Source organism: Streptomyces cyanogenus, assembly GCF_017526105.1.
Classification (GTDB): Bacteria; Actinomycetota; Actinomycetes; order Streptomycetales; family Streptomycetaceae; genus Streptomyces; species Streptomyces cyanogenus.
On record NZ_CP071839.1, the window covers coordinates 4097379 to 4120878 of the forward strand.

General features: G+C 72.5%; 24 protein-coding genes, 1 tRNA gene and 2 pseudogenes. 10 read left to right on the forward strand and 17 right to left on the reverse strand.

Features of this window, described 5'->3' with window-relative positions; all coding sequences use genetic code 11:
* The first annotated feature begins 80 nt into the window (after positions 1-80).
* On the forward strand, positions 81-1253 hold the full coding sequence (locus S1361_RS18370) for an FAD-dependent oxidoreductase (protein ID WP_208032919.1): 1173 nt from the start codon (positions 81-83) through the stop codon (positions 1251-1253).
* A 44-nt stretch (positions 1254-1297) separates the two neighbouring features.
* Positions 1298-2269, forward strand: a complete 972-nt coding sequence (locus tag S1361_RS18375; protein ID WP_208032920.1) for a zinc-binding dehydrogenase — start codon at positions 1298-1300, stop codon at positions 2267-2269.
* A 253-nt stretch (positions 2270-2522) separates the two neighbouring features.
* On the opposite strand, the gene S1361_RS18380 is transcribed toward S1361_RS18375, so the two are convergent.
* The 4 genes from S1361_RS18380 to S1361_RS18395 form a co-directional block, all read right to left on the reverse strand.
* A complete protein-coding gene (locus S1361_RS18380) occupies positions 2523-3002 on the reverse strand; it encodes a GNAT family N-acetyltransferase (RefSeq protein WP_208032921.1) in 480 nt (159 codons plus the stop codon).
* Positions 3003-3034: 32 nt separating this feature from the next.
* Positions 3035-4441 carry an NAD(P)/FAD-dependent oxidoreductase gene (locus S1361_RS18385; protein WP_208032922.1) on the reverse strand — a complete coding sequence of 469 codons (1407 nt, stop codon included), beginning with the start codon at positions 4439-4441 and terminating at the stop codon, positions 3035-3037.
* A gap of 10 nt (positions 4442-4451) precedes the next feature.
* Complete coding sequence (locus S1361_RS18390; RefSeq protein WP_208032923.1) at positions 4452-5105, reverse strand: rhomboid-like protein; 654 nt, start codon at positions 5103-5105, stop codon at positions 4452-4454.
* 436 nt (positions 5106-5541) lie between these two features.
* Positions 5542-5615, reverse strand: a tRNA-Thr gene (locus S1361_RS18395).
* Between the two features lie 206 nt (positions 5616-5821).
* Here S1361_RS18395 and S1361_RS18400 point away from each other — a divergent pair.
* The 3 genes from S1361_RS18400 to S1361_RS18410 all read left to right on the forward strand — a co-directional run bounded on the left by S1361_RS18400 (position 5822) and on the right by S1361_RS18410 (position 8417).
* Entirely contained in the window at positions 5822-6958 is a 1137-nt protein-coding gene (locus S1361_RS18400) for an ABC transporter ATP-binding protein (protein ID WP_208032924.1), read from the forward strand.
* Between the two features lie 181 nt (positions 6959-7139).
* Positions 7140-7601 (forward strand): hypothetical protein, encoded by a 462-nt coding sequence (locus S1361_RS18405; protein WP_208032925.1) that lies wholly within the window; start codon positions 7140-7142, stop codon positions 7599-7601.
* An 84-nt stretch (positions 7602-7685) separates the two neighbouring features.
* On the forward strand, positions 7686-8417 hold the full coding sequence (locus S1361_RS18410) for a nucleotidyltransferase family protein (protein ID WP_208032926.1): 732 nt from the start codon (positions 7686-7688) through the stop codon (positions 8415-8417).
* Positions 8418-8536: 119 nt separating this feature from the next.
* On the opposite strand, the gene S1361_RS18415 is transcribed toward S1361_RS18410, so the two are convergent.
* The 7 genes from S1361_RS18415 to S1361_RS18445 all read right to left on the reverse strand — a co-directional run bounded on the left by S1361_RS18415 (position 8537) and on the right by S1361_RS18445 (position 15462).
* Positions 8537-10201: a DoxX family protein gene (locus tag S1361_RS18415; RefSeq protein WP_208032927.1), complete on the reverse strand. Its 1665-nt coding sequence runs from the start codon at positions 10199-10201 to the stop codon at positions 8537-8539.
* A 148-nt stretch (positions 10202-10349) separates the two neighbouring features.
* The gene (gene rlmB / locus S1361_RS18420) at positions 10350-11291 is read right to left on the reverse strand and encodes a 23S rRNA (guanosine(2251)-2'-O)-methyltransferase RlmB (protein WP_208032928.1); all 942 of its coding nucleotides are present in this window, start codon (positions 11289-11291) and stop codon (positions 10350-10352) included.
* Positions 11292-11389: 98 nt separating this feature from the next.
* Complete coding sequence (gene cysS, locus S1361_RS18425; protein ID WP_208032929.1) at positions 11390-12793, reverse strand: cysteine--tRNA ligase; 1404 nt, start codon at positions 12791-12793, stop codon at positions 11390-11392.
* A gap of 206 nt (positions 12794-12999) precedes the next feature.
* Positions 13000-13404: a PPOX class F420-dependent oxidoreductase gene (locus S1361_RS18430; RefSeq protein WP_208032930.1), complete on the reverse strand. Its 405-nt coding sequence runs from the start codon at positions 13402-13404 to the stop codon at positions 13000-13002.
* Positions 13405-13461: 57 nt separating this feature from the next.
* Positions 13462-13959 carry a 2-C-methyl-D-erythritol 2,4-cyclodiphosphate synthase gene (ispF, locus tag S1361_RS18435; protein WP_208032931.1) on the reverse strand — a complete coding sequence of 166 codons (498 nt, stop codon included), beginning with the start codon at positions 13957-13959 and terminating at the stop codon, positions 13462-13464.
* Positions 13949-14701 carry a 2-C-methyl-D-erythritol 4-phosphate cytidylyltransferase gene (gene ispD, locus S1361_RS18440; RefSeq protein ID WP_208032932.1) on the reverse strand — a complete coding sequence of 251 codons (753 nt, stop codon included), beginning with the start codon at positions 14699-14701 and terminating at the stop codon, positions 13949-13951. The genes ispF and ispD overlap by 11 nt, the downstream gene beginning before the upstream one ends.
* 278 nt (positions 14702-14979) lie before the next feature.
* The gene (locus S1361_RS18445; RefSeq protein ID WP_003953493.1) at positions 14980-15462 is read right to left on the reverse strand and encodes a CarD family transcriptional regulator; all 483 of its coding nucleotides are present in this window, start codon (positions 15460-15462) and stop codon (positions 14980-14982) included.
* A gap of 624 nt (positions 15463-16086) precedes the next feature.
* Here S1361_RS18445 and S1361_RS18450 point away from each other — a divergent pair.
* The gene (locus tag S1361_RS18450; protein WP_208032933.1) at positions 16087-16764 is read left to right on the forward strand and encodes a copper chaperone PCu(A)C domain-containing protein; all 678 of its coding nucleotides are present in this window, start codon (positions 16087-16089) and stop codon (positions 16762-16764) included.
* Between the two features lie 271 nt (positions 16765-17035).
* Here S1361_RS18450 and S1361_RS18460 read toward each other — a convergent pair.
* From S1361_RS18460 to phoR, 4 genes and pseudogenes are all read right to left on the reverse strand, one after another.
* Positions 17036-17143, reverse strand: a pseudogene (locus S1361_RS18460) (winged helix-turn-helix domain-containing protein); the annotation flags it as partial.
* 86 nt (positions 17144-17229) lie between these two features.
* Positions 17230-17337, reverse strand: a pseudogene (locus tag S1361_RS18465) (winged helix-turn-helix domain-containing protein); the annotation flags it as partial.
* A gap of 86 nt (positions 17338-17423) precedes the next feature.
* Positions 17424-18095 (reverse strand): two-component system response regulator PhoP, encoded by a 672-nt coding sequence (phoP, locus tag S1361_RS18470; RefSeq protein ID WP_466437636.1) that lies wholly within the window; start codon positions 18093-18095, stop codon positions 17424-17426.
* Between the two features lie 5 nt (positions 18096-18100).
* Entirely contained in the window at positions 18101-19348 is a 1248-nt protein-coding gene (gene phoR, locus S1361_RS18475; RefSeq protein ID WP_208032935.1) for a two-component system sensor histidine kinase PhoR, read from the reverse strand.
* A 180-nt stretch (positions 19349-19528) separates the two neighbouring features.
* Between phoR and phoU the strand changes: the two genes are divergently transcribed.
* The 3 genes from phoU to S1361_RS18490 all read left to right on the forward strand — a co-directional run bounded on the left by phoU (position 19529) and on the right by S1361_RS18490 (position 20886).
* Complete coding sequence (gene phoU / locus S1361_RS18480; RefSeq protein ID WP_208032936.1) at positions 19529-20218, forward strand: phosphate signaling complex protein PhoU; 690 nt, start codon at positions 19529-19531, stop codon at positions 20216-20218.
* A 131-nt stretch (positions 20219-20349) separates the two neighbouring features.
* The gene (locus S1361_RS18485) at positions 20350-20505 is read left to right on the forward strand and encodes a hypothetical protein (protein WP_208032937.1); all 156 of its coding nucleotides are present in this window, start codon (positions 20350-20352) and stop codon (positions 20503-20505) included.
* A 132-nt stretch (positions 20506-20637) separates the two neighbouring features.
* On the forward strand, positions 20638-20886 hold the full coding sequence (locus tag S1361_RS18490) for an SCO4226 family nickel-binding protein (protein WP_208032938.1): 249 nt from the start codon (positions 20638-20640) through the stop codon (positions 20884-20886).
* A 163-nt stretch (positions 20887-21049) separates the two neighbouring features.
* Here S1361_RS18490 and S1361_RS18495 read toward each other — a convergent pair whose 3' ends face one another.
* Positions 21050-21859: a GAF and ANTAR domain-containing protein gene (locus S1361_RS18495; RefSeq protein WP_208032939.1), complete on the reverse strand. Its 810-nt coding sequence runs from the start codon at positions 21857-21859 to the stop codon at positions 21050-21052.
* A gap of 142 nt (positions 21860-22001) precedes the next feature.
* Between S1361_RS18495 and S1361_RS18500 the strand changes: the two genes are divergently transcribed.
* Positions 22002-22211, forward strand: a complete 210-nt coding sequence (locus tag S1361_RS18500) for a hypothetical protein (protein WP_208032940.1) — start codon at positions 22002-22004, stop codon at positions 22209-22211.
* A gap of 22 nt (positions 22212-22233) precedes the next feature.
* On the opposite strand, the gene S1361_RS18505 is transcribed toward S1361_RS18500, so the two are convergent.
* The gene (locus S1361_RS18505) at positions 22234-23496 is read right to left on the reverse strand and encodes an MDR family MFS transporter (protein ID WP_208032941.1); all 1263 of its coding nucleotides are present in this window, start codon (positions 23494-23496) and stop codon (positions 22234-22236) included.
* Between the last annotated feature and the right edge of the window lie 4 nt (positions 23497-23500).

Consider the following 23500-nt stretch of genomic DNA (forward strand, 5'->3'; position numbering starts at 1 on the left):
GGGAAACACCCGGGATGTCACATCCGGCGGGGCGCCGGCCGTCGTACTCCCGAGCAGGGGCACCGACCTCAGGGAGAACCATGCACAAGCCCGCGCACCACATCACCGTCATCGGCGGCGGCTTCGCCGGACTCACCGCCGCGATCACCGCCGCCGAGGCCGGCGCCCGGGTCACCGTGTACGAGGCCCACGGCACCCTGGGCGGCCGGGCCCGGACGGCGCAGGGGCCGTACCGGACCAACGAGGGCCCGCACGCGCTCTACGCCGGCGGCCCGCACTGGACCTGGCTCCGGCAGCGGTACCTGATCGGCCCGCTCGCTCCGCTGCCGCCCCTGGAGGCCGCCCGGCTGCGGCTGCGCCACCACGGGGTGCTGCACCGCACCCCGCCCTTCGCCATGCTCAAGCTGCTGCGGCGCCGCATCGGCCCGGCCCCCGTCGACACCGACTTCCTCGGCTGGGCCACCGGGATCGCCGGCGAGGAGGGCGCCCGCGCGGCGGCCCACTACGCCGCGGTGGCGCTGTTCCACCACGATCCGGGCGGCCTGTCCGCCGCCTTCGTGCAGGAGCGGCTGCGCCGGGCCGCCAAGCTGCCGCCGGAGGCCCACTATCCGCGCGGCGGCTGGGGAGGGGTCGTCGACCGGATGGCCGCGCGGGCCTGGAACATGGGTGTGCGGATCGAGACCGGGGCCCGGGTGGACGAGCTGCCGCAGGACACCCCGGTGGTGGTCGCCACCGGCCTGCCCGCCGCCCGGCGGCTGCTCCGCGACGACTCGCTGGAGTGGCCGAGCGGCCGTACCGTCCTCCTAGACCTCGCCGTACGCACCCGGCGCGGGGACGTGTTCGCCGTCTCCGACCTGGACGCGCCGGGCTGGATCGAGCGCTTCACCGCACAGGACCCGTCCCTCGCGCCGGCCGGGGAGCAGCTGCTCCAGGGGCAGTTCCCGATCGGCCCCGGCCAGACCCGGGCCGACGGCGTGGCCCGCGCCGAGCAACTGCTCGACCTGGGGCTGCGGGGATGGCGGGAGCGGGTGACCTGGCGGCGCGAGGCCGTGGCGGACGGCCGTACGGGGGCCGTGGACCTGCCGGGCCGCAGCTGGCGGGACCGGCCCGCCGTGGACCGCGGCGACGGGGTGTACCTCGCGGGCGACCAGGTGGCGGCCCCGGGCGTGCTCGCGGAGGTGTCCTTCAACAGCGCGGTGACGGCGGTGTCCCTGATCCTCGGCCGGCCCGCCCTTGACCTCAAGCGCGCTTGAGGTCCGAGGGTGGACTCACACCGAGCCTCACCCTGGGGGATCCCATGCACGCCGTCCGCCTGTACGCCTTCGGTCCGGCCGAGAACCTGACCTACGAGGAGGTCCCCGACCCCGTGCCGGGCCCCGGCCAGGTGCGGATCGCCGTCGCCGCGGCCGGCGTGCACCTGCTCGACGCGGCCCTGCGGGAGGGCCACCAGGGCCCGTTGCCCGAGCCGCCCCGTCTGCCGACCGTGCCCGGCCGGGAGGTCGCGGGGGTCGTCGACGCGCTCGGCGACGGCGTGGACGAGCTGTGGCTCGGCCGGCGCGTGGTGGCCCACCTGGGCTTCGCGCCCGGCGGGTACGCCGAACGCGCCGTCACCGCGGTCGAGCGCGTGCACGACATCCCGGAGAACCTTGACTTCGCCGCCGCCGTCGCCATGATCGGCACGGGCCGTACGGCGCTCGGCATCGCGCAGTTCGCCGAGCCGGGACCGGACGACGTGGTGGTCGTACCGGCCGCGGCCGGCGGCATCGGCACCCTGCTCGTGCAGCACGCCGGGAACGCCGGGGCGACCGTGATCGGGCTCGCGGGCGGCCCGGAGAAGACCGCCCGGGTACGCGCGAACGGCGCCGGCCTCGCCGTCGACTACACCGACCCCGACTGGCCCGCCGAGGTCCGCGCCCACCTGGGCGGCCGTCCCGCCTCCCTCGTCTACGACGGCGTGGGCGGCCGGGTCGCCCGGGAGGCCGTCGCCCTGCTCGGACCCGGCGGCCGGCACCTGGTGTTCGGCTGGTCGGCGGAGGGCACCGGGCAGGGCGAGGGCTACCACGTCGAGGGCGTCTCGGAGTCCGTTCTCGGCCCGGCGATGCTGGAACGGGCCGGCGGCCTGCGCGCACTGGAACTGCGCTCGCTCGCCGAGGCCGCCCAGGGCCGCCTGCGCCCGGCCGTCACCCGCTTCCCGCTCGCGGAGGCCGCCGCCGCGCACCGGGCTCTGGAGGGGCGGGACACGATCGGCAAGGTCGTGCTGGAACCCTGACGGACGGCGGCCGGCGCGTGCCGGGGCGGCGCGGCTGTCCGTCGTGTGCGGGCCCGTGGTGGTGCTCACGCCCAAGCGGCCGGACCGCGCACGGATACCGCCCCGCGCCCGGGCACCCTGCGGCTCGTCCACCCGAGGGGCGCGGGGAACCGCGCGACCGGCCACGGACGGCCTGCGGCGGCCGGACCACCGCCAGCGGCCCCCGGCCGTCGGGGTCGGTCGTCGGAGTCGGTCGTCGGAGTCGGCCGTCGGATCAGCCGGCCGAGCCCAGCGCGGTCAGCGCCTCGTCCGTGAGCCGGTACACCGTCCACTCGTCCTGCGGCCGGGCGCCCAGCGCCTCGTAGAAGCCGATCGCCGGCTCGTTCCAGTTCAGCACCGACCACTCCAGCCGCCCGTACCCGCGCTCCGCACAGATCCGTGCCAGCTCGGCCACCAGCGCCCGCCCGTGTCCGCCGCCGCGCGCCCCGGGCCGGACGTACAGGTCCTCCAGGTAGATGCCGTGCACCCCGCGCCAGGTGGAGAAGTTGAGGAACCACAGCGCGAACCCGACCGGCTCCCCGCTCTCCTCGTCCACCGCCAGGTGCGCGAACGCGGCCGGCCGTTCCCCGAACAGCGCCTCCCGCAGCTGCTCCTCGCTCGCCCGGGCCTCCTCGGCTGCCTTCTCGTACTCGGCCAGCTCACGGATCAGGGTGTGGATGACAGGGACGTCGGCAGGAGTCGCGGTACGAATCATGCCGCGACGGTAACCGCCGTGCGGCCCGGGTCTCAGTGCCGTCCCGCCACCCGGTCCGCCACCTTCGCCAGCCGCGAGGACTCCGTGCCCGGGCGGAGGCGTTCGCGCTGGTCGGCGGCGCGGTAGGTGGCGTACATGCCCTGGACGCCCAGCCAGCGGAAAGGTTCCGGCTCCCACTTGCGGACCTTGTGGTTCACCCACGGCAGGTCCGTCAGCTCCGTCCGGCCGCCCTGGCCGGAGTCCCGCTGGACCAGGTCCCGCAGGGTGCGTGCGGCCAGGTTGGCGGTGGCCACCCCGGAGCCGACGTAGCCGCCGGCCCAGCCGAGGCCCGTGGAGCGGTCGAGCGTCACCGTGGCACACCAGTCCCGGGGCACACCGAGCACCCCCGACCAGGCGTGCTCGATCCGTACCCCGGCCAGGGACGGGAAGAAGCGGGTCAGGATCTCCCGCAGGGCCTCGACGGTCGCCGCCTGCGTCCGGCCGTCGTTGTCGGTGCGCGAACCGAAGCGGTACGGCACCCCGCGCCCGCCCAGCGCGATCCGGCCGTCCGCCGTGCGCTGCGCGTACATGTAGGCGTGCGCCATGTCACCGAGGGTCTCCCGGCCCGACCAGCCGATCGCCGCCCACTGCTCCTCGGTCAGCGGCTCGGTCGCGATCATCGAGGAGTTCATCGGCAGCCAGATCCGCTTCTGCCCCTTGAGGGAGGCGGTGAAGCCCTCGGTGCAGCGCAGCACGTAGGGCGCGCGCACGGTGCCGTAGGGGGTGACCGCGTGCTTGGGGCGGATCTCCGTCACCGGCGTCGACTCGTGGATCGTGACCCCGAGCGCCTCCACGGCCGCCGCGAGCCCCTTGACCAGCTTCACCGGGTGCAACCGGGCCCCGTGCGGGGTCCAGGTGGAGCCGACCGCGTCCGCGATCCGGATCCGCCCGGCGGTCTCCCGGGCGCCGTACAGCTCCCGGTCCTTCTCGCCGTACGACAACTCGTGCGCGTGGAACGCCTTCAGCCGGGCCAGCTGCGCCGGCGTGGTGGCCACCTCCAGGACGCCGCCCCGGTGCACGTCGGCGTCGATGCCCTCCGCCTCGGCGACCTGGACCACCTCCGCCACGGTGTCGTTCATCGCCCGCTGGAGGCGTACGGCGGCCTCGTGACCGTGCAGCTTCGCGTAACGGTCCCGGCCCGCGATCCCGTTGTACAGCCAGCCGCCGTTGCGGCCCGAGGCGCCGTACCCGCAGAACTTCTGCTCCAGGACGGTGATGCGCAGGAAGGGGACGGCCTTCTTCAGGTAGTACGCCGTCCACAGGCCGGTGTAGCCGCCGCCCACGATCACGACGTCGGCGGACGCGTCCCCGGGCAGCGGCTCCCGCACCGCCGGAAGACCGTCGTCCGCGTACCAGAAGGAGATGCCACCGTTCACGACACTGCTCGCCGAGCTGCTCATGGCCGGGACGTTAACCCCTGAGCCCGGCCGGTGTCTCCTTCGGATCCCATGCTTTTCCCCGGCCCCTGACCAGCGGATAACAGGCGAGACCGATCAGCACCGCGACGGCGTGACCGAAGTCGGTGAAGGCCGGCCCGGCGGCCAGCGGCAGCCCGAACACGGCCAGCACCGCGAGCAGGTACGCGTACCGCCAGGGCGCCGCGATCCGGTGGACGAGCACCGCCATCACCCCGGCCAGCGCGTAACTCACCCCGATGTCCAGGGTGTTCACGGCCGCGTGCGGGGCCATGCCCCGGCGGATCGCTTCCAGCAGCACCCCCTCGCTGATCAGCGAGGCCAGCACGTGCGCCAGCGCGCACACCGCCAGCCAGCGGGCCGTACCCAGCCAGCGCTCGGCCGGCGCGTGGAACACCGTGTACAGGAAGGCGTACGGCACCCAGTTCCCGCTCTCGATCCACATCGCGCTGGCCACCAGCACCCGCACCGGGTTGCGGGACAGCTCGTGGATGTTCGTGGACCGCCGCCGCAGGAAGTGCTCCTCGAACTCCGGCGACATGTGGTGCAGCGCGACGGTCGTCACGAACAGGATCCCCAGCCACACGTACGTGCCGGGAGCACTGCGGACATACGCCCACACGCCACTCGGGCCCCGGATGATTCGCATGAGCCGATTCACGCACGCCGGTATCGCCCGACACGTGATCGACATCCCCGGTACGCCGGCCGAGGCACGGGAGACGTACAGCGGCACCGGCGGGGCGGCCCCTGGGCCACGAGCGGCCACCGGCACCATGCTCCTGGAGCGATCAGGAGGTGTCGTCATGCCGCCCCACGTGGTCCTGGTCGAGCCGGCCGCACGCGCAACCTGTCGGCCGGCTCCGCCGGGTTCCGGCTCGGCCGGCCGCGCTGTCGTCACGCGGCTGTCGCACCCCGTGTCCCGTACGTGACGTCGGACACACAGCGCGAGGGCATCGGCCACAGGGACCGCCTGCTCGGGCGACGTGTCGACCGTGCGTGACCGCCCCGGTTGCTGTCACCCGTGGATGCCGAACGCCCCGGACGGATCATCCGTCCGGGGCGTTCGTACTGCTCAGAACCAGAGCCCCCTGTCGGATTCGAACCGACGACCTTCGCTTTACAAGAGCGGCGCTCTGACCAGCTGAGCTAAGGAGGCGTGCACCTGGGTGCCCGTGCAGTGTACCCAGGTCTGGGGGGCGCCCCGTCGAAAATTTCCGCGAAGTTCACCGGGGTCGAAGTGCTGACAGAGCCGGTGGAGGCCAGGTACCGTCCTGACCCAGTTCACCCTGGTGGACTACACCAACCACCTTCCTACAACGGATCGTCCGGCACGTTCCTGCCGGTAGAAGGGGGCCCATCACCATGGCCACAGTCACGTTCGACAAGGCGACCCGGATCTACCCGGGTTCCACCAAGCCCGCCGTCGACGCGCTCGACATCGCGATCGAGGACGGCGAGTTCCTCGTCCTGGTCGGACCGTCGGGTTGCGGAAAGTCCACCTCGCTGCGGATGCTCGCGGGCCTGGAGGACGTCAACGGCGGCGCCATCCGCATCGGTGACCGCGACGTCACACACCTGCCGCCCAAGGACCGGGACATCGCCATGGTGTTCCAGAACTACGCCCTCTACCCGCACATGACGGTCGCCGACAACATGGGCTTCGCGCTCAAGATCGCCGGCGTCAACAAGGCGGAGATCCGGCAGAAGGTCGAGGAGGCCGCGAAGATCCTCGACCTCACCGAGTACCTGGACCGCAAGCCGAAGGCGCTCTCCGGCGGTCAGCGCCAGCGTGTCGCCATGGGCCGCGCGATCGTGCGCGAGCCGCAGGTCTTCCTCATGGACGAGCCGCTGTCCAACCTGGACGCCAAGCTCCGCGTCTCGACCCGTACGCAGATCGCGTCGCTGCAGCGCCGGCTCGGCATCACCACCGTCTACGTCACCCACGACCAGGTCGAGGCCATGACGATGGGCGACCGGGTGGCCGTGCTCAAGGACGGCATCCTCCAGCAGGTCGACTCGCCGCGGAACATGTACGACAAGCCCGCGAACCTCTTCGTCGCCGGCTTCATCGGCTCCCCCGCCATGAACCTGGTCGAGGTGCCGATCACCGACGGCGGCGTGAAGTTCGGCAACAGCGTCGTCCCCGTCAACCGGGAGGCTCTGAAGACCGCCGCCGACAAGGGTGACCGTACGGTGACCGTCGGTGTCCGCCCCGAGCACTTCGACATCGTCGAGCTGGGCGGCTCCGTCGCCGCCTCCCTGTCGAAGGACGCCGCGGACGCGCCGGCCGGTCTCGCCGTCTCCGTGAACGTCGTCGAGGAGCTGGGTGCCGACGGCTACGTCTACGGCACCGCCGAGGTCGGCGGCGAGGTGAAGGACCTGGTGGTCCGGGTCAACGGCCGTCAGGTGCCCGAGAAGGGCTCCACCCTGCACGTCGTTCCGCGGCCGGGCGAGACCCACGTCTTCTCGACCTCCACGGGCGAGCGGCTGTCCGACTGACGGCCCACGGCATCGGGAAGGGCCCCGCGCGCTCGGCGTGCGGGGCCCTTCCCATGAGGCCCGTACAGCGATCATTCCGGGCCGCGGACGTCAACCCCTTACCCAGAAAGCGGCGCGTTCTCATCCCCCATAAGGGTGACTGAATGTCTTCGCGTCATTACAGGGCGCTACCCTCACAGGTGTGAAGCACTCCACCACCCCACAGACGCGAAGCGGCCACCGGGGCGGCCCTGCCCGCCGGATCGGCCGCACTCTCGCCCTCGTCCTGCCCGTCGTCCTGGTGCTCTCCGGGACCCTCGCGGTCACCCGGGTCAACTGGACGGGCAGCCCCTCCAGCTCGGTGCTGGCCGCCTCCGACGTCTCGGCCGCGGAGATCTCCGCCAAGCAGGTCACCCGCGCCCCGCAGGACGTGCTCCGCGACCAGCTGATGGCCGAGCTGCAGAACGAGAACCCGGGGGTGGTCCTCACCCACCTCCAGCAGGCCGTCAACGGCCACCCCTCACTGGCCCGGCACTGCTCCTCCATCGCCCGCGCCCTCGGCCAGGCCGCGGTGCGCATCTACGGCGCCTCGCGCGCCCAGTCGTACGCCCGCCCGGTGTGCGACACGGCCTTCGCCTCGGGCGTCCTGACCGCACACAGCTGAGCCTCGGTGAGAACCCGGTAACGGCTCCCCAAGGAGCGCGTTGCCGTCTCCGCACCGCCGTGGGGCGCCACGTACAGTGCGGTCATGACCCATCCGAACGCCGCGTCGCGTCCCACTCAAGCCGTGGTCCTGGCCGGTGGCCAGGGCTCACGGCTGCGTCCGTACACCGACGACCGGCCCAAGCCGATGGTCGAGATCCCCGGTACGGGCACTCCGATCATCGGCCACCAGCTCACCTGGCTCGCCGAGGAAGGCGTGACGGACGTGGTGGTCTCCTGCGGCCACCTCGCCGACGTCCTGCAGAAGTGGCTGGACTCGGCCGACCTGCCCGTCTCCGTCACCACCGTCGTGGAGACCGAGCCCCTCGGCCGCGGCGGCGGTCTGCGGTACGCCGCGGCGCGCCTGCCGCACCCCGACCGGCCCTGGTACGCCACCAACGGGGACATCTGGACGCGTTTCTCGCTGCGGGACATGGCCGACTTCCACACCGAGCGGGACGCGGTGGCCACGCTGGCGCTGGCCCGGCCCCGCATCCCGTGGGGCGCCGTGAAGACCGACGGGTTCGGGCACATCACCGACTTCATCGAGGCGCCGCCGTCGACGTTCGAGATCAATGCCGGTGTGTACGTGTTCTCCCCGGAGTTCGCTTCTCTGCTGCCGGAGCGGGGGGACCACGAGCGGACCACGTTTCCCCGGCTGGCCCGGGAGAAGAAGCTGGCCGGCTTTCCCATTCCGCAGGGCGCTTACTGGCGGGCCATCGACACCGCGAAGGACTTGACGGAGGCGGCCAGGGAACTGGCGGCTCTGGGGCGTTAGTCACCGCTCTCCGGGCGCTGGTCACCGCGCCCTGGGGCGTTGGTCACCACGTTGGTCACCACATGGAAAGGGCCCCGTACCTTGCTCGGTACGGGGCCCTCTGCCGTCGTCGCGCTCGCTCAGCCCAGCAGGCCGCCCACCAGGCCCGGCTGGCCGGTGGCCGTGCTCCCGCCGCCCGAGGACGTGCCGCCGCCGGTGGCCGAGCCGCCGGTGCTGCTGCCGCCGGTGCTCGTCGGGCCGGCCGTCGTGCTCGGGGCGCCGCCCGTCGGGGAGGTCCGGCGGGGCGGGACCTGACCCGTGGTGCCCTGGGTCTGGGTGGGCGTCGTGGTGGTGGAGCCGGCCGTGCTGGGGTCGGCGCCCGGGGTCGTCGCCGCCCCGGAGGGGCTCGCGCCGGCCGTGGCGCTGCCCGTCGGGGAACTGGAGGCCGCCGGGGTCTCCCTGTGCCGCTCGCCGGGCTCCTGCGGCAGCGGGGAACCGGGGAGTTGGTTGCGGGGTGCCTCGCCGGGGCCGGGGACGACCACGCGGCTGGAGTCGCGGACCGCGCCGCCCAGCAGGGCGCCGATCAGCAGGGTCACACCGACCGTGACGGCCGTGACCAGCGCGCCACGGCGCAGGACGAAGGCGCGCAGCTCCCAGATGTCGGCACGGGGGCCGAGCCGGCGCCAGGCGCTTGCCGCGAGGCGGCCGTCCACGGAGTAGACCGGGGCGCCGGCGATGATCAGCGGGGACCAGGCGGCGAGGTAGATGATGTCCGGGGCGTCGTAGACCGGGACGGTCTTCCAGCTGACGGTGACGATCAGTGCGGCGGAGAGCAGGGCGCCGACGACCGCGGTGACGCGCTGCCAGCAGCCCAGGATGGTCAGGACGCCGACGACGACCTGGAGGAAGGCGATGACCAGGCCGGAGCCGACCGGGTGGTGCAGCGCGAACTGGCGCAGCGGCTCGGCCACGTCCCAGGGGTGCAGGGTGTTGAGCCACTTGACCATGGAGCCGCGCTTGCCGCCGTCGAAGTAGACGGGGTCGCACAGCTTGCCCATGCCGGCGTAGACCGAGATGAAGCCGAGGAAGATGCGCAGCGGGAGGAGGACGACACCGCGGTTGAGCCGGCGGCCGGGGTAGTACGCGTGCCGGGCCGGGTCGTCGCCCTGGCGCCGGGCGGTGCGCGGGCCGTCGGGGCCGGGGCCGGCCGGTTCGGCGTAGCTGTCGTACGGCTCGTGGTCGGCGTCGGGGTAGGAGTAGGGCCCGTCGTCGTAGGCGCCGGTGACCGTGCGCATGTGGGGCAGGAGCCGGGTGCCGTCGGCGTCGGGGGCGGTGCGCTGGTGGCCGACGACGGGGGTCTCGACGGTCTGGTCGAGCGCGTCGTAGGTGTCGGCGTACCCGGTCTGGGCGCGTGGGATGACCTGGGTGGCGCCGGCCTCGGGCTCGTCGGCGTGGCGGACGCTGCTGCCCCTCACGGCCTGGAGGAGCCGGTGGGCGCCGGTGTCGTCGGGGGCGGACCTGCCGCTCCACACGACGGGGCGGCGGCGGGCGGTGGCGCCGGGCCGGCCCTCCGTGCCCACGGCGGGCATCCGGGCGGTGTCCTGGCCGGCGTTCAGGTGCCGGGCGATCCGCGGGGATTGGGTGCGCTTGGCCGCCGCGCCCAGCTGCACGCGGAAGCTGGCGTGATTGACGATGACCTGCGCCGGATCGCTCGGCACCTTCACCATGCTCAGCGCGGGAGCGTCGTCGTATCCCGACGAGCGGTCCCCCGTGGGTGTGCGGGGTGTTCTGGTGTCCACACTCATCTAACCGATGACGTGGCGTTAGGACACTGCTTTGACCGGGCGGATGTGTCCGGACCCCGTCAAAGCCGCCTTCAACGCCATATGGACGCGCGAATTACCCCGCACGGGTGAAGTTCCGGACGGTTGTTCAGCCCGTCCGGGGCCTCGGTCAGCCGCGCCGGCGCGCGGCCTCGTACAGCACGATGCCCGCGGCCACACCGGCGTTGAGCGACTCCGCGCCGCCCGGCATCGGGATGCGCACCCGGTAGTCGCAGGTCTCGCCGACCAGGCGGGACAGGCCCTTGCCCTCGCTGCCGACGACGATGGCGACCGGCCCCTCCAGCGCCTCCAGGTCACCCAGCTCGACCTCGCCGTCCGCCGCCAGGCCGACCACCGTGAGGCCGGCCTTCTTGTAGGCCTCCAGGGCGCGGGTGAGGTTGGTGGCGCGGGCGACCGGCGTACGCGCGGCCGTACCGGCGGAGGTCTTCCAGGCGCCGGCGGTCATGCCCGCCGAGCGGCGCTCGGGCACGACCACGCCGTGGCCGCCGAACGCGGAGACGGAGCGGACGACGGCGCCGAGGTTGCGCGGGTCGGTGACCCCGTCCAGGGCGACGAGCAGCGGGTCCGCACCCTCGTCGGCGGCGGCGTCGAGGAGGTCCTCCGGGTGCGCGTACTCGTACGGCGGGACCTGGAGGACCAGGCCCTGGTGGTTCAGGCCGTTGGTCATGCGGTCCAGCTCGGGGCGCGGGGCCTCCATGAGGTTGATCCCACCGCGCTCGGCGGCGAGCTGGAGGGCCTCGCGGACACGCTCGTCGTTGTCGATGAACTGCTGGACGTAGAGCGTCGAGGCGGGCACACCCTCGCGGAGCGCCTCGACGACCGGGTTGCGGCCGACGACCAGCTCGGAGGCGGACTTGCCGCCGCGGCCCCGGGCCACGGGGCGGCGCACGGCCTGCTTCGCCTTCGCGTTGGCGATGCGGTTCTTCTTGTGGCCCTTGCGCATCTCGGCCGGCGGGGTCGGCCCCCGGCCCTCCAGCCCCCTGCGCCGCTGGCCGCCACTGCCGACCTGCGCGCCCTTCTTGCCGGACATGCGACGGTTGTTCGCGGCCATGACCTACCTGTCTTCGTGAAGCGTGCGGATACGTACGTCTATGCAGTGTGCCGCCCGGGAGGCCGGGCGGCACAATCGATCACCGGATCGAAAAGCGGTCAGCGGGCGCCGAGCGTCCAGCGCGGGCCCTGCGGGCCGTCCTCGATGACGAGCCCGGACTGGTTGAGCTGGTCGCGGATGGCGTCGGCGGTGGCCCAGTCCTTGCGGGCGCGGGCGGACTCGCGCTGGTCGAGGACGAGGCGTACGAGGCTGTCGACCACGCCGTTCAGGTCCTCGCCCCGGTCGCCGGACTCGCCGGCCCAGTGCGGGTCGAGCGGGTCGAGGCCGAGGACGCCGAGCATGGCCCGTACCTCGGCGAGCCGGGCGACGGCGGCGTCCTTGTCGTCGGCGGCCAGCGCGCTGTTGCCCTGCCGGACGGTGGTGTGCACGACGGCGAGGGCCTGCGGGACGCCCAGGTCGTCGTCCATCGCCTCGGCGAAGGCGGGCGGGACCTCGGCGGCCGGCTCGACGGTCTTCCCGGCCAGCTCGGTGACCCGCTGGACGAAGCCCTCGATCCGCGCGAACGCGGACTCGGCCTCGCGCAGGGACTCCTCGCTGTACTCGATCATCGAGCGGTAGTGCGGGGTGCCCAGGTAGTAGCGCAGGACGACCGGGCGCCACTGCTTGACCATCTCGCTGACCAGCACGCTGTTGCCGAGCGACTTGGACATCTTGTCGCCGGCCATGGTGACCCACGCGTTGTGCACCCAGTAGCGGGCGAAGTCGTCGCCGTAGGCCTTGGCCTGGGCGATCTCGTTCTCGTGGTGCGGGAAGATCAGGTCGAGTCCGCCGCCGTGGATGTCGAAGGCGCTGCCCAGGTACTTGTGCGCCATGGCCGAGCACTCCAGGTGCCAGCCGGGGCGACCCGGTCCCCACGGGGTCGGCCAGGTCGGCTCGCCCGGCTTGGCGGCCTTCCACATGGCGAAGTCGCGCGGGTCCCGCTTGCCGGTCTCGCCCTCGCCGGACGGCTGGAGCAGGTTGTCCAGCTCCTGCCGGGACAGTTCGAGGTAGCGCGGGAAGGACCGTACGTCGAAGTAGACGTTCCCGTCGGCCTCGTAGGCGTGCCCGCGCTCGATGAGGGCCTGCATCATCTCGACCATCTCGGTGATGTGGCCGGTGGCGCGGGGCTCGTAGGTCGGCGGGAGGCAGCCGAGGGCGGTGTAGCCCTCGTTGAACGCGCGCTCGTTGTCGTACCCGATCGACCACCACGGGCGGTTCTGCTCGCGGCTCTTGGCGATGATCTTGTCGTCGATGTCGGTGACGTTGCGGATGAACGTCACCCGGTAGCCGCGGTACTCGAACCAGCGGCGCATGATGTCGAAGTTCAGGCCCGACCGGATGTGCCCGATGTGGGGTGCCGCCTGCACGGTGGCGCCACACAGGTAGATCGAGACGCAGCCCGGCTCGAGCGGGGTGAAGTCACGGATCTGCCGGGCGCTGGTGTCGTACAGGCGAATCGTCACGACTCCAGAGTAGTGGGCGCCGGGCAGTGCCATGCCCCTTCCCACCGGGAAGCCGCCACGCACCGACGAGCGCGGCCCCGCCAGCGGGCTCCGCCCGCGGGCAGCGCAGTCCCTGCCGGCGCGGCCCGCCTCCACACCCGCACAGGCAACGGCACCGCCGACCAACCCCACCACCGGAAACGCCCCTCAGGGACGCGCGCCGGCCCTCACAACCTCCCGACGACCTTCCGCGGCCGGATCCGGACCACCACCCGCTGGGCGTCCTGGGCCGCGGCGGGGTTGAAGTCCGCGTAGTCCTTGCCGGTGTACTTGCGGCTGAGTCGGTCGATGAGTTCCGGGCCGCCGTCCGTCGTCAGTTCGGCGGTGCCGCGGATCTCGGCGTACTCGTACGGCTCGTCGGGGTTGAGGACGGCGACCGTCACCCGGGGGTCGCGGTCCAGGTTGAGGTACTTGCGGCGGTCGACCGTGGTGGAGAAGAGGAGGTCGTCGCCGTCGCGCATCACCCAGACCGGGGACAGCTGCGGGCTGCCGTCGGGCTGGACGGTGCCGACGACGATGAACACCTTGCCGTCGAGCACGGACTTCAGGCGGTCGGACAGAACGGCGGACATGGGCACCCTCCGGAGTCCAGGGATCACTGCTGGTCGTGTGGGTACCCTCGCACGCCCTCAGCTCACCCGCACCACGAGTGCCGTCGCCACCGCCATCAGCCCCTCCTCGCGGCCCGGGAAGCCGAGGCCGTCCGTCGTGGCGCCGGAGACGGAGACGGGGGCGCCGGCCGCCTCGGAGAGGATCTTCTGGGCCTCGTCCCGCCGCTTGCCGATCTTCGGGCGGGGGCCGATCACCTGGACGGCGACGTTGCCGATGGTGAAGCCCGCCGCGCGGACGATCCGCGCGGCCTCCGTCAGCAGGGTGACCCCGGACGCGCCGGACCACTCGGGCCGGCCGGTGCCGAAGTGCTGCCCGAGGTCACCGAGCCCGGCGGCGGAGAAGAGGGCGTTGCAGGCGGCGTGCGCGACCACGTCGGCGTCCGAGTGGCCGGCCAGGCCGGGCCCCTCGCCCTCCCACCTCAGGCCCGCGCACCACAGCTCGCGGCCCTCCTCGAAGGCGTGGATGTCGGTGCCGATCCCGACCTGCGGCAGCACGAAGCCCGCCTCAGAAGCCATCGTTGAGCCTCCTGCGCGCCAGCACCGCCTCGGCGAGGACCAGGTCCAGGGGGCGGGTGACCTTGAAGGCCTCCTCGTGACCGGGGACGGCCACGACCGGCACCCCCAGCTGCTCCACCATGCCCGCGTCGTCGGTGACGTTCTCGGTGACGCTCTCGTGGGCGCGGACCAGGGTCTCCCGGTCGAAGCCCTGCGGGGTCTGCACCGCACGCAGCCGGGAGCGCTCCGGGGTGGCGACGACCGGCTCGGGGTCGCCGGCCACGGCCGCGGGCTCGACCTCCTTGACCGTGTCGGCCAGCGGCAGCGCGGGCACCACGGCGGGGGCGCCGTCGCGTACGGCCTCGATGACCGCGTCGACCGTGTCGACCGGGACGAGCGGCCGGGCCGCGTCGTGCACCAGCACGATCCCGTACCGCGGCGGCAGCGCCTCCAGGCCGAGCCGGACCGACTCCTGGCGGGACTCCCCGCCGGGGACGACCAGGAAGTCGGTCCGCTCGGGCAGCGCGTGCGCGTCGAGGAGGGACTTGACCTCCGCGGCGCCCTCCGGCGGTGCCACGACGATCACCAGCGAGACATGGCGGGACGCGGCGAGGGCCCGGATCGCATGGATCAGCATGGGGGTGCCGTTCAGCGCGCGGAGCGCCTTGGGGGCGCCCGGACCGAGCCGCACGCCCCGGCCGGCGGCGGGAATCACGGCGGCGACGGGGGTCTGCGCGGGCGTAGGACGTGATTCGTCAGACATCGGATCCTGTCAGGTTTGTGTGCTCGACCTACGTGGGTATGGCCTGGAGGAGTGCCGGGCGCGACGCCCTGACCGGACCCTTTCCGTGACTCTGGTCGAGCCAGCCGCCCGGGCCCGGCATCTCAAGTATCGGGGGGCTTTCCGCAGGCTTCCCCGAAGAGCACCCGCTGCGGGGACGAACATGCCGCAGCGCCCGGCGACAGGATCAGTGTCATCGGGCACCGCGGCATTTCACTGTGCTGAGCGTGCCGGAAGCGAAGGTTCGCTGCCGCTGCGCGTCAGGAGGCGAGCACCTCGTCGAGCAGGGCCTCGGCCTTGTCCTCGTTCGTGTTCTCCGCGAGAGCCAGCTCGCTCACCAGGATCTGGCGGGCCTTGGCGAGCATGCGCTTCTCACCGGCGGACAGTCCGCGCTCGCGCTCGCGACGCCACAGGTCACGCACGACCTCCGCGACCTTGATGACATCGCCGGAGGCGAGCTTCTCCAGGTTTGCCTTGTAGCGACGGGACCAGTTCGTGGGCTCCTCGGCGTACGGCGCGCGCAGCACCTCGAAGACCCGGTCGAGCCCGTCCTGCCCGACCACATCACGCACGCCGACGAACTCCGCATTGTCCGCTGGCACACGCACCGTGAGGTCACCCTGGGCGACCTTCAGCACCAAGTAGGTCTTGTCCACGCCTTTGATCTGACGAGTTTCGATGGCCTCGATCAGCGCGGCCCCGTGATGGGGATAGACCACGGTGTCGCCAACCTTGAACGTCATGTGACAGGTACCCCTTCCGTGGCTATCCAGGGTAACACGGATACGGCGTCTTCTGAATGGCGTTTTCGCAGGTCAGGGCATATCTCGGGGCTTGACAACAGCAACCGGAACGTGCTGCGGGGAGTCCTCGGAAGCGGGTATTCGCAGGTCGGAGGGGCTCTCCGGGCAGGGTGAAACGCGTACGTTACACACCCCGGGAGGTGGTTCCAAGGGGCGGAACATCCCGATATGTCCGATCTCAAGCGTACGACTTCCGCTACTCCGTTCGGTGGCCGCAGGCGGATGTGAGCCGATTCCAAAATTGATCAACCGTCCCCGGACGGGTGCTCCGTGATCAATATCGGGAAGGTCGCGCATTCCTCCACAGAAATTTCGCGAGGCGCGCCGGAGGCGTGTTGAGAGGCGTCACGGTCGCGTTATGTGAATGACGGACGAGCGGTTCCGCAATGTCACCGCGGAGTCACTCGGGCCCCGCCGGGTACCCCCACCTGGAGGGAAGCCCGGGGCTCGGGGAGGGTCGGGTGCGAGCGCCCGGGAACGGCTCGGTAGCCTAAGGCCGCTGACAGACACTTAGGGCGGCTTTATTAGGGGAGCCGCCCGCGCGTTCAAGGAGTTGCCGCCGCCGTGAGCAGCAGCCTTCGACGCGGCGCCCTCGCCGCCTCCGCCATCGTCTTCTCGATCGCCTCGCTCGCCGCCTGCGGCGCCGGAAACGACTCGCAGACCCTGCAGATCAAGCCGGACAACGCGGCGACCAGCGTGGGCGACATCAAGATCCAGAACGCCCTGGTCATCACCCAGCCCGACCTGCACGCGACCGGTCCGGCGGTGATCTCCGCGACCCTGTTCAACTCCGGCCGCAGCGACCAGACGCTCCAGTCGGTCACCGTGGAGGGCAACGGGACGTCCGCCGAGCTGAAGCCGGCCAAGGGCCAGAGCCTGACCGTTCCGGCGGGCGGCTCGCTCATCCTGGGCGGCAAGGACAACGCCTCCGCGACCCTGCCCAGCGGCCGCGAGGCCGTCCAGGACGGCAACGCGCAGAAGATCACCTTCACCTTCAGCAAGACCGGCAAGGTGAGCCTGAGCGCCTTCGTGGTCCCGGCCACGAGCTACTTCGACAAGTGGGGCCCGACCGAGATCCCCTCGGCCTCCGCCGGCAGCGGCGCCCCGGGCGCCACCCCCTCGGGCAGCGCCTCCGGCAGCGGCAAGCCGCACAAGGGCCACGGGGCGAGCCCCTCGGCCACCGCCTCCGAGTCGGCCGTCACCCCGAGCGACTCGGCCTCCCAGTCGGCCGCCGGCCACTGACCGGCGACGCGAGCCGTACGCCTGGAGGGCGGCACCCCGCACGGGGTGCCGCCCTCGGTCGTGTCGGGGCGGTACGGCCCACGGCTCGAACTCGTAGCCCAGCCCCGGACCGTCACCAGGGAGCGCGGCGCGCCCGGGTCCGGCTCGATCTTGGCGCGCAGGCGCTCGACGTGGACGTCGACGGAGCTCTCCCCCACGCAACCCCTCGCACCGGTCCGCGGGCTTCGGGATGCAGCGCCGGACTCCGCCCGGCAGCCGAGGCGTACCCGGTCTACGGCTCGAACTTGTAGCCCAGTCCCCGGACCGTCACCAGGTAGCGCGGCGCGCCCGGGTCCGGCTCGATCTCGGCGCGCAGGCGCTCGACGTGGACGTCGACGGAGCCCTCCCCCACGCAACCCCTCGCACCGGTCCGCGGGCTTCGGGATGCAGCGCCGGACTCCGCCCGGCAGCCGAGGCGTACCCGGTCTACGGCTCGAACTTGTAGCCCAGCCCCCGGACCGTCACCAGGTAGCGCGGCGCGCCCGGGTCCGGCTCGATCTCGGCGCGCAGGCGCTCGACGTGGACGTCGACGGAGCCCTCCCCCACGCAACCCCTCGCACCGGTCCGCTGGCTTCGGGATGCAGCGCCGGACTCCGCCCGGCAGCCGAGGCGTACCCGGTCTACGGCTCGAACTTGTAGCCCAGCCCCCGGACCGTCACCAGGTAGCGCGGCGCGCCCGGGTCCGGCTCGATCTTGGCGCGCAGGCGCTTGACGTGGACGTCGAGGGTCTTGGTGTCGCCCACGTAGTCGGCGCCCCAGACGCGGTCGATGAGCTGCATGCGGGTGAGCACCCGGCCCGCGTTGCGCAGCAGCATCTCCAGCAGGTCGAACTCCTTCAGCGGGAGGTCGACCTTGGAGCCGGCGACGGTGACCACGTGCCGGTCGACGTCCATGCGGACCGGGCCCGCCTCCAGCGCGGCCGGGGTGACCTCCTCCGGCTCGCCGCGCCGGCGCAGCACCGCGCGGATGCGGGCGACCAGCTCACGGGAGGAGAACGGCTTGGTGACGTAGTCGTCGGCTCCTATCTCCAGGCCGACGACCTTGTCGATCTCGCTGTCCTTGGCGGTCACCATGATCACGGGGACGTTGGAGCGGCCGCGCAGCTGGCGGCAGACCTCGGTGCCGGGCAGACCCGGCAGCATCAGGTCGAGCAGGACCAGGTCGGCGCCGTTGCGCTCGAACTCGTCCAGGCCGTCGGGGCCGGTGGCCGCGACGGCGACCTCGAAGCCCTCCTTGCGGAGCATGTACGACAGGGCGTCGGAGAAGGACTCCTCGTCCTCGACGACGAGCACTCGGGTCACGGAAGGACCTCCGGGGCGGGAAGCGGTTCGTACGGGGATGAGTCGGTGCCGGCCTCGTCTTCGAGGTCCGGGTGCTGCTGTGCGCGGTCGCGGGCCGCGCCCGCCTCCGGCAGCCTGAGGGTGAAGGTGGAGCCCTGGCCTTCGGCGCTCCAGACCGTGACCTCCCCGCCGTGCGAGGCGACCACGTGCTTGACGATGGCGAGACCCAGACCGGTGCCGCCGGTGGCCCGCGACCGGGCCGGGTCGACGCGGTAGAAGCGCTCGAAGATGCGCTCCTTGTCCTTGTCCGAGATGCCGATGCCCTGGTCGGTCACGGCCAGCTCGATCATGTCACCGCCCGGCGCGGACACCCGGCGGGCGGCCACGCCGACGCGGGTGCGGGCCGGGGAGTAGTTCACGGCGTTCTCGACCAGGTTGCCGAGGGCGGCGGCCAGCTGCCCCCGGTTGCCCCAGACGTGCAGGTCGGCCGTGCCTCCGGCGGCGATGGTGATCTGCTTGGTGCCCGCCTGGTGCCGGCAGCGGTCGACGGCCTCGGCGACCAGCTCGTCCACCCGGACCGGCTCGGCGTCCTCCAGCGGGTCGTCGTTCTGCACCCGCGAGAGGTCGATCAGCTCCTGCACCAGGTTGGTCAGCCGGGTCGCCTCGATCTGCATGCGGCCCGCGAAGCGCTGTACGGCCTCGGGGTCGTCGGAGGCGTCCATGACGGCCTCGGACAGGAGGGAGAGCGCGCCGACGGGCGTCTTCAGCTCATGGCTGACGTTCGCCACGAAGTCGCGTCGTACCGCCTCGATACGGCGGGCCTCCGTCAGGTCCTCGACCAGCAGCAGGACCAGGCGGGAGCCGAGCGGGGCCACGCGCGCGGAGACGGCGAGCGCCTCGCCGCGCCCGGTGCCGCGCCGGGGCAGATCCAGCTCGACCTGCCGTATCTCCCCGTCCCGTCTGGTGTCCCGAGCCATCTGGAGCATGGGCTCGACGGCCAGCTTGCCGCCGCGGACCAGCCCGAGGGCGTAGGCGGCGGAGCTGGCCTTGACCACGGCGTCGGCCTCGTCGAGGACGACGGCGGAGGAGCGCAGCACCGACAGCACGGTGTCCACGCCGGGCGGGAGTACGGGATCAGTGTGCAAGGAAGTCCTGGTCGGTCGCTTCTGGTCGCGTTCGCTCCAGCGGAACGCCAGGACGGCGATGACACCGGTGAGCGCCCCGGCGATCGCTGCCGCTGCGGCGACCGCCGCGTTCACGTCCATGTCTCCAGGTTAGGCATGGGCCACGACATGACCACAGCCGCGGAGGACCGACCTCGGACACTCGTCGCCCAGAGTTCACCTTGGAGCCAGTATTGGTTCATTTGGGGTGGCGGAAACAGACGCGTGCGGGGCAGAACGTGGGAGCGTGGGGACCAAGCACGCCAATGAGAGGGAACCCTGATGCGGGACGCGTACCACGAGGAACTGGACTCGATCGGCGACGGTCTGGTGGAGATGGCCCGGCTGGTCGGCTCGGCGATCGGGCGCGCCACGACCGCCATGCTGGACGCCGACCTGAAGCTGGCCGAGAGCGTCATCGAGGCCGACCAGAAGGTGGACCAGCTCCAGCACGACCTGGAGGCCCGGGCGATAGCGCTGCTGGCCCGGCAGCAGCCGGTGGCGACGGATCTGCGGATCGTCGTGACGTCGCTGCGCATGTCCGCCGACCTGGAGCGCTCCGGCGACCTCGCCCAGCACGTGGCGAAGCTGGCGCGGCTGCGCTTCCCGGAGCGGGCCGTTCCGAACGACCTGCACGCCACGATCCTCGAGATGGGCCAGCTCGCGCAGCGCCTGATGGCGAAGGCCGCCGAGGTCATCATCACCAAGGACGTCGACCTCGCGCTCCAGCTGGAGCAGGACGACGACGAGATGGACCTGCTGCACCGCACCCTCTTCCAGCACCTGATCGACGACCGCTGGAAGCACGGCATCGAGACGGCCGTGGACGTCACCCTGCTGGGCCGCTACTACGAGCGGTACGCCGACCACGCCGTGGCCGTCGCCAAGCGCGTCGTCTACCTGGTCACCGGCGAGCACGCGGACGATCTCCAGCAGGACATCCAGCCGGTGACGGGCGTCGAGGGCGCGTAACCCCTCCTGGAGGGGAGGGCCGGGGCGTCGCCGGGTGCGGTGCGCGAACGCCTCCGTGCGCCGTTGATGCGCCCGGCGGAACGGGCATGGAATGGATGAGGGCATACCTGCCCAAGGTCTAGGAGGGACCCATGGCCGAATCCCCCAGCACCACGCCCGACCCCACGCAGGAGCGCGAGACCGAGCAGCCCGCCGAGATCAGGAGCCTTCCGTTGTTCGGCGCGTGCGGCTGCGGCTCCGGATGCGGCTGCGGGTGCCAGTCGGGCAACCCGTGCCAGTGCGGCTGAACGACACCGGGCCGGTGTGAACGCGTTCACACCGGCCCTTCGCCGTACCGGATGCCCCTGCGGCCCGCCGGGCGCAGCATGGACGTGAGCGGGTGGGGGGCAAGAACCGGCGAGAACAGGAGGTGTCGGACCATGGCCAAGTTCATGGACATACACCGCGGCATGCAGGGCATCACGGCCGACCAGCTGCTGGAGGCGCACCAGGCCGACCTCGCCATCGAGAAGGACGAGTCCGTGCACTTCGAGCACGCCTGGGCGGACCCGGAGTCCGGCACCGTCTACTGCCTCTCCGAGGCCCCCTCGGCCGACGCGGTCCAGCGCGTCCACGAACGCGCCGGCCACCGCGCGGACGAGGTGCATGCGGTACCGCTGGAGGCCTGAGGGCGAGGGGCGGGGGCTGAAGGCGAGGTCCGCCGACGGGGTCTGCGGGGAGGTCCGCCGACGGGTCTGCGGCGTGATCCGCGGGCGCCGTCTGCGGGCGGGGGCGCGCCGGCAGGCTCTCGCGTCCCTACGGCCATTTCGTACGGGCCGGACGGCGGGGGTCCTAGGGCCACGCGGGGTCGCCGCCGTACGCCTCCGGGCGGAAGCTCAGCCGGCGGGCCAGTACCTCCCGGGCCACCTGGCTGACCGTGCGGCCGTCGGCGTACGCGCGGGCGCGCAGCCGGTCCAGGGCCTGGGCGGGGTCGACGTCCAGCTGCACCATGACCATGCCCACCGCCTGGTAGACCTCGGTGTGGCCGGCCTCGGAGGCCGCCACCCAGGTCGCCACCACCTCCTCCGTGTCCTCGTCGCGGCCGCCGCAACCGCTGATCCGGAGGTTCGTCAGCGCGAAGGTGACCGCGTCCCGCACCCACAGCGCGACCCTCAGATCGGGCGCCGCGAGCCCGCCCACCTGCTCGCTGTAGAGGTCGAGCGTGCCGATGGCCGCGCCGGTGACGCCGAGCGGCAGGGAGAACACCGCGCGGGCGCCGAGCGCCACCGCCTCGTGCGCGAAGATCGGCCAGCGGCGGGCGTCGGGGCCCCGGGTGAGGTCGGCCGCGAGGATCGGGGCGCCCCGGTCGAGGGCGTCCTGGCAGGGGCCGTCGCCCAGGGTGTACTGCAACTCCGCCAGCCGCGCGGCGACCCGGTCGCTGGCACACCAGGTCACGCGGATGCCGGTGCCGCCGGAGATCGACACCGAGGAACCGGTGACCGGCAGCAGCCGCACGCACGCCGCGCACAGCGCGCCGGGCACCGCCTGCGGGTCGTCGGCACGCCGGGCGGCGGCGTCCAGCGTCTCGCGGACCCTCAGCCGTACCTCGGCCTCGGGCGGCCCGCCGCCGCCGGCCGACGGTCCGTACTTCTCGGGCGGCATGCTCATCACCCCCGCCGCAGCACAGTTATCCACCGAATAATCCACTTATGTCCTGATGTCGGGTTCCCAGGACACGGGAAGTAACCGGTGGGCGGCGAAAACGCCTTGCGGAAGACCTCCCTGATCGCCTTTCCTCACCACCATGACCGATGGCTCCGCAGTCGACGTCGCCGACGACCAGATCCTGAACCGGAAGATCGTCCTCGGCATCATCGCCCTCCGTGAGCACCTCGGCTGCTCGGTCCACGACGCCCTGAGGGCCTACGGCGCCAGGTACGAGGTGCTGCGGGAGGAACGGCCGGACGACTTCGTGTGCGGCCGTGCCGAGTACTGGGCGGGCTTCCACTCCTGACGACCGCGCGGACGCCGGCCGCCTACGCCGTCCGGACCGCCGTGCTGCCCTGCTCCGGCTCCGTCTCCGCCCTGCCCGGCGCCGCCTGCTCCGGGGGCAGGCGGCGCATGAGGACGCCGTAGCCGAGCGCAGCCGCCGTCCCGACGCCCGCGCACATGCCCCACAGCCAGCCCGCGCCGAGGCGGTCGATGACCGCGCCCGACATCAGCGGGGCGACCAGGGCGGCGACGGACCAGGAGAGGGTGTACATGCCCTGGTAGCGGCCGCGGCCGTGGAGCGGGGAGAGGCGGACGACCAGGCCGGTCTGGGTCGGGGCGCTGACGATCTCGGCGAGCGTCCACACGCACACGGTGAGCATGAAGACGCCGACCGAGCCGGCGAAGGCGGTGAGCCCGAAGCCGTATCCCGCGAGGAGCGAGGAGGCGACCAGCAGGGTGCGCGGGTCGCGGTGCTCGACGAACCGGGTGACGGGGATCTGCAGGGCGACGATCAGGACGCCGTTGACGGCGATGGCCAGGCCGTAGTCGGCGGGCGAGAACCCGGCCCGCCCCATGGCGACCGGGAGCCCGACCGAGCCCTGCTGGAAGACCAGGGCGACGAGGAAGGACAGCCCGACGACGGCCATGTACCGCCCGTCCCGCAGCACCGTGCCGAGGCCGACCTGTGCCTGCGACTGCCTGGCCGCGGGCGCGGGCCGCGACTCGGGCAGCTTGGCGAAGACGACGACCGCGCAGGCCAGGGTCATCCCGGCCTCGATCAGGAAGCCGGCGCGGTAGCTGACCTCGGCGATGAACCCGGCGGCCATCGAGGAGACCGCGAAGCCGAGGTTGATCGCCCAGTAGTTGAGGGAGAAGGCCCGTACCCGGTCCTCGGGGCGGACGATGTCGGCCATCATCGCCTGCACGGCCGGCCGGGAGGCGTTGGAGGCCATGCCGACGAGGAAGGCGACGCCGGCGATGGCGACCGGGTCGGTCGTGAAGCCGAGCAGCGCGACGGAGGCGGCCGTGGCGGTCTGCGCGATGAGGAGCGTGGGCCGCCTGCCGAGCCGGTCGGCCATCACCCCTCCGCCCAGCGAGGAGACGACCCCGCCGAGCCCGTGCAGGGAGGCGACGAGGCCGGCGTACGAGGCCGAGTACCCGCGGTCGAGGGTCAGGTAGAGGGCCATGAACGTGGCCACGAACGCGCCCAGCCGGTTGACGAGGGTGCTGGTCCACAGCCACCAGAACGCGCGGGGCAATCCGGAGACGGATTCGTGGACGGCACGTCTCACACGGGCTGGTGACATCGAG

Bases quoted from the DNA above. Each gene is read 5' to 3' on its own strand.
- S1361_RS18370 (WP_208032919.1), top strand. From the start codon at position 81: ATGCACAAGCCCGCGCACCACATCACCGTCATCGGCGGCGGCTTCGCC.
- S1361_RS18375 (WP_208032920.1), top strand. From the start codon at position 1,298: ATGCACGCCGTCCGCCTGTACGCCTTCGGTCCGGCCGAGAACCTGACC.
- S1361_RS18380 (WP_208032921.1), bottom strand. From the start codon at position 3,002: ATGATTCGTACCGCGACTCCTGCCGACGTCCCTGTCATCCACACCCTG.
- S1361_RS18385 (WP_208032922.1), bottom strand. From the start codon at position 4,441: ATGAGCAGCTCGGCGAGCAGTGTCGTGAACGGTGGCATCTCCTTCTGG.
- S1361_RS18390 (WP_208032923.1), bottom strand. From the start codon at position 5,105: ATGCGAATCATCCGGGGCCCGAGTGGCGTGTGGGCGTATGTCCGCAGT.
- S1361_RS18400 (WP_208032924.1), top strand. From the start codon at position 5,822: ATGGCCACAGTCACGTTCGACAAGGCGACCCGGATCTACCCGGGTTCC.
- S1361_RS18410 (WP_208032926.1), top strand. From the start codon at position 7,686: ATGACCCATCCGAACGCCGCGTCGCGTCCCACTCAAGCCGTGGTCCTG.
- S1361_RS18415 (WP_208032927.1), bottom strand. From the start codon at position 10,201: ATGAGTGTGGACACCAGAACACCCCGCACACCCACGGGGGACCGCTCG.
- rlmB (WP_208032928.1), bottom strand. From the start codon at position 11,291: ATGGCCGCGAACAACCGTCGCATGTCCGGCAAGAAGGGCGCGCAGGTC.
- S1361_RS18430 (WP_208032930.1), bottom strand. From the start codon at position 13,404: ATGTCCGCCGTTCTGTCCGACCGCCTGAAGTCCGTGCTCGACGGCAAG.
- ispF (WP_208032931.1), bottom strand. From the start codon at position 13,959: ATGGCTTCTGAGGCGGGCTTCGTGCTGCCGCAGGTCGGGATCGGCACC.
- ispD (WP_208032932.1), bottom strand. From the start codon at position 14,701: ATGTCTGACGAATCACGTCCTACGCCCGCGCAGACCCCCGTCGCCGCC.
- S1361_RS18445 (WP_003953493.1), bottom strand. From the start codon at position 15,462: ATGACGTTCAAGGTTGGCGACACCGTGGTCTATCCCCATCACGGGGCC.
- phoR (WP_208032935.1), bottom strand. From the start codon at position 19,348: ATGGACGTGAACGCGGCGGTCGCCGCAGCGGCAGCGATCGCCGGGGCG.
- phoU (WP_208032936.1), top strand. From the start codon at position 19,529: ATGCGGGACGCGTACCACGAGGAACTGGACTCGATCGGCGACGGTCTG.
- S1361_RS18485 (WP_208032937.1), top strand. From the start codon at position 20,350: ATGGCCGAATCCCCCAGCACCACGCCCGACCCCACGCAGGAGCGCGAG.
- S1361_RS18490 (WP_208032938.1), top strand. From the start codon at position 20,638: ATGGCCAAGTTCATGGACATACACCGCGGCATGCAGGGCATCACGGCC.
- S1361_RS18495 (WP_208032939.1), bottom strand. From the start codon at position 21,859: ATGCCGCCCGAGAAGTACGGACCGTCGGCCGGCGGCGGCGGGCCGCCC.
- S1361_RS18500 (WP_208032940.1), top strand. From the start codon at position 22,002: ATGACCGATGGCTCCGCAGTCGACGTCGCCGACGACCAGATCCTGAAC.
- S1361_RS18505 (WP_208032941.1), bottom strand. From the start codon at position 23,496: ATGTCACCAGCCCGTGTGAGACGTGCCGTCCACGAATCCGTCTCCGGA.